General features: G+C 34.4%; 2 protein-coding genes. Both read left to right on the top strand.

Annotated features, from left to right (window positions below; genetic code table 11):
* The first annotated feature begins 887 nt into the window (after positions 1–887).
* Positions 888–1,163, top strand: coding sequence for a hypothetical protein (locus tag CV945_RS16625; RefSeq protein ID WP_033011808.1), 276 nt, complete (start codon positions 888–890; stop codon positions 1,161–1,163).
* A gap of 272 nt (positions 1,164–1,435) precedes the next feature.
* A complete protein-coding gene (locus CV945_RS16620; protein ID WP_100660183.1) occupies positions 1,436–2,644 on the top strand; it encodes an MFS transporter in 1,209 nt (402 codons plus the stop codon).
* The last annotated feature ends 215 nt before the right edge of the window (positions 2,645–2,859 follow it).

Raw genomic sequence — 2,859 nt, 5'->3', positions numbered from 1 at the left:
ATATTCCCATTGATACCGTGAAAAAACAGCTCCATGTGGCATAAGGGGTACCCTGTTTGTTTCTTTTTACATGGTAATTATTGTTATGAAAATTGCTCAACTACAGTACTTAAAATAAATTTTAGCAAGGGAGTGTTTGAGTGAAGTTTTTTCACGATATTAATGAGGATAAAGAGTATTCCCTAAGCCTTATTTGCTACTCAATATTAAACATAATCACTCTAGGAAAGATAAGGTTTTTTCGTATGAAAGTAGCTGAACTGAAAAGAATTTTAGAGGAAACCAAAAGACTTCGTTAATCTTTAAGGAAGAAATAGCTCTCCTTTAAGCTTAAACAGATCTTGGGAGGGCTGTTTCTTCCTTTCTTTTTAACCGATTTGAAAAAGAAAGGCGCTTGTTCAATTAAAGCCAAACAAACCTTGACCTGATACGAATAATATTCGATGTCGTAGATGTCCCTAAACTTGGGTAAGCTAATCTAAACTAGGACTCTCCTCGTGTTTCGCTAGTCCCTCTTAGGTATGCTCAAATTTGAGTACATCTTTTTTTCGACTGACAAAAATAAAAATACGATGCCGTCGTGCCTTTTTATGCGTCCGAAAATTCCAGAATTACTCCTTAAAAATAACATTGTTTTAACCCTTACCAAAAAAATGACCTCTAAAATTGGCGTATAACACGTTTTAAACAGCGGGGTAATGGATGGTTTTAATCCCCTTGATTAAAAACGCCTATACGGTCCTACTAAACGCCTTAAAATCGATGCGGTTGTTTTTTGGAGGACGACATCGTATTTTAAATGATTGATTCAGATTTCTTTCATAACTATTCCCTTTGATAAATATAATCTATGGCGAATGTCCATTTACGAGGGGGATACGATACGTATGGAGAGTAAGTTTACAATTTCTGCAGCTCGGGAAATTCGCGAGAGACTGGACGAAATTCAATTCTTAGCAGTTAAACACCGTTCCGACAACGGCGAACTTTTTGATATCATCGACCATTTAGCTAGGGTAGGCGGCATGTTTGCGGATGTGAAAGTACAGGAATTAGAAGGGTACGTGCAAACAGCTGATCCTCAAGATTACATTTTAAAAAAGTTATCCATCGCTTACAGTTTAATGAAGCGGTATGATGAAAAGTCGGAAAAAGTTCTATAAAAGCGGTAAAGAAGCCACTCGTTGGCTTCTTTTTTTGTGTTTTCAATTATTCAACATAAACAAAAAATATGTTGCATTCAACGATATCCGACAAAACGAGACGAGGTATTACAAAAAACTCTTTACATTACCGTATTTTCCTAATAAAATAATTATTGTAATAATTGTAGTATAATTAATCTTTAGTTATATTAAAACCGCCCCTTATCCTATGTTTTGATTTTGTTCTGTTTCACAAGTGCATTACATGCCTAGTCTCAATCTTTCTAAGGGTGATCATTTTGAACGCTACAAAATTTTGTATAGCAACGTTTCTTTCAAACTTGGGGGATGTCATATACAGTGTTGTTATAGCTTGGTATATTGCTGATGTTTTACAATCAGGTTTTTTGATGGGAGCAGTTTTATTTTCCCTAGGTTTGTCGAGATTTATTGCTGGGCTTCTTTGCGGACCGGTTATTGATCGAATAGGGGCAAAGTTGTTTCTGTGGTTGTCAGACATGATAAGGGCAATCATTGTGTTAGTTTTGGCTATTCTGTTATGGGATCATACTATCTCTTTTGCAATTCTCATAATGGTCTCCGTTTTGTTTGGAGCGATTGATGCTTTTTATTGGTCAGCCTCAGAATCAATAAAGCCAAGATTAGTCGCTACTGAATATTTGAGTCGTCTCAATAGTCAATACTTCACTGTTGTAAGAACAACGATCATTTTGGGCCCTTTAATCGCCGCTTGGATGGTTGAATCAATCTCAATAGAACATTCCTTGATAGCCATTTCTATCTTATATGTATTTTCAACTTTTTTAATTTTGTTTATTGACTCTAAAAATAGTCATCTTGAAAATATGAACGATAATAATGACAAAACTTCTTACTTTTCGGATTTAAGACTTGGTTTTAGTTTTTTGAATAGACAAAAAATGATTTTTTATTTGGTTATAACTATATTTTTTGTAAATATTGGAGCAAACGGGGTTACTGTATTGTTCCCTTTTTTAGCTAAAAATGTTAGTGATGATGCTAAGTATTTAGGATATATATATTCATCGATGTCAATGGGAAGTTTGTTAACTGGTTTAATCTTTTCAGTTAAAAGCATTCACAAGGTTGAATTGAAGATTATTTATTTATCTTTTCTTTTACAAGCTACTGGTATTGCCGCACTATGTTTCACCCAAAATTTTTTGATTATTCTAATTTTCGTTTTTGTAATTGGCTTAATTACTGGTTTTATAGGAGTCCTTATACCTACTTTTGTTCAACGTTCTGTGCCTATTCATTTATTAGGAAGAGTTAATAGTATTATGATGGCGATTTCAATGCTTTCAACGCCAGTAGCCCAGTTTATTTTTGGGGTCAGTGTTGATTATTTCAATATAAAATATCTTTTCTTCATTGCAGGTGCTTTGGGTATAGTTACTAGTTTATCTTCGTTATTAATTAATGAGAGAAAAGGTACGCCACAAGAGAAACTGTAATGTAAAGGAGGTGTTAAGCTTGAATATATTAGTTGGCGTTACAGGTTCTTCAGGAGTTGTTGAACTACCTATGTATTTACGAGTTTTTAGAGAAAAACTATATAGACTCCCATGACAAAAAATTTCGTCACCATCGGAAGGATGAAAACAACCTTCTGTCGAATGGTCTCCTTGCAGCTGGGGTCATGAGGTCGTTGTATCTATGGTACGTAAAA

The organism is Geobacillus sp. Manikaran-105 (assembly GCF_002809955.1).
Taxonomy (GTDB): Bacteria; Bacillota; Bacilli; order Bacillales; family Anoxybacillaceae; genus Geobacillus; species Geobacillus thermophilus.
The sequence above is the reverse complement of the archived record's forward strand: the minus strand, read 5'-3'. Positions and strand labels throughout refer to the sequence as shown.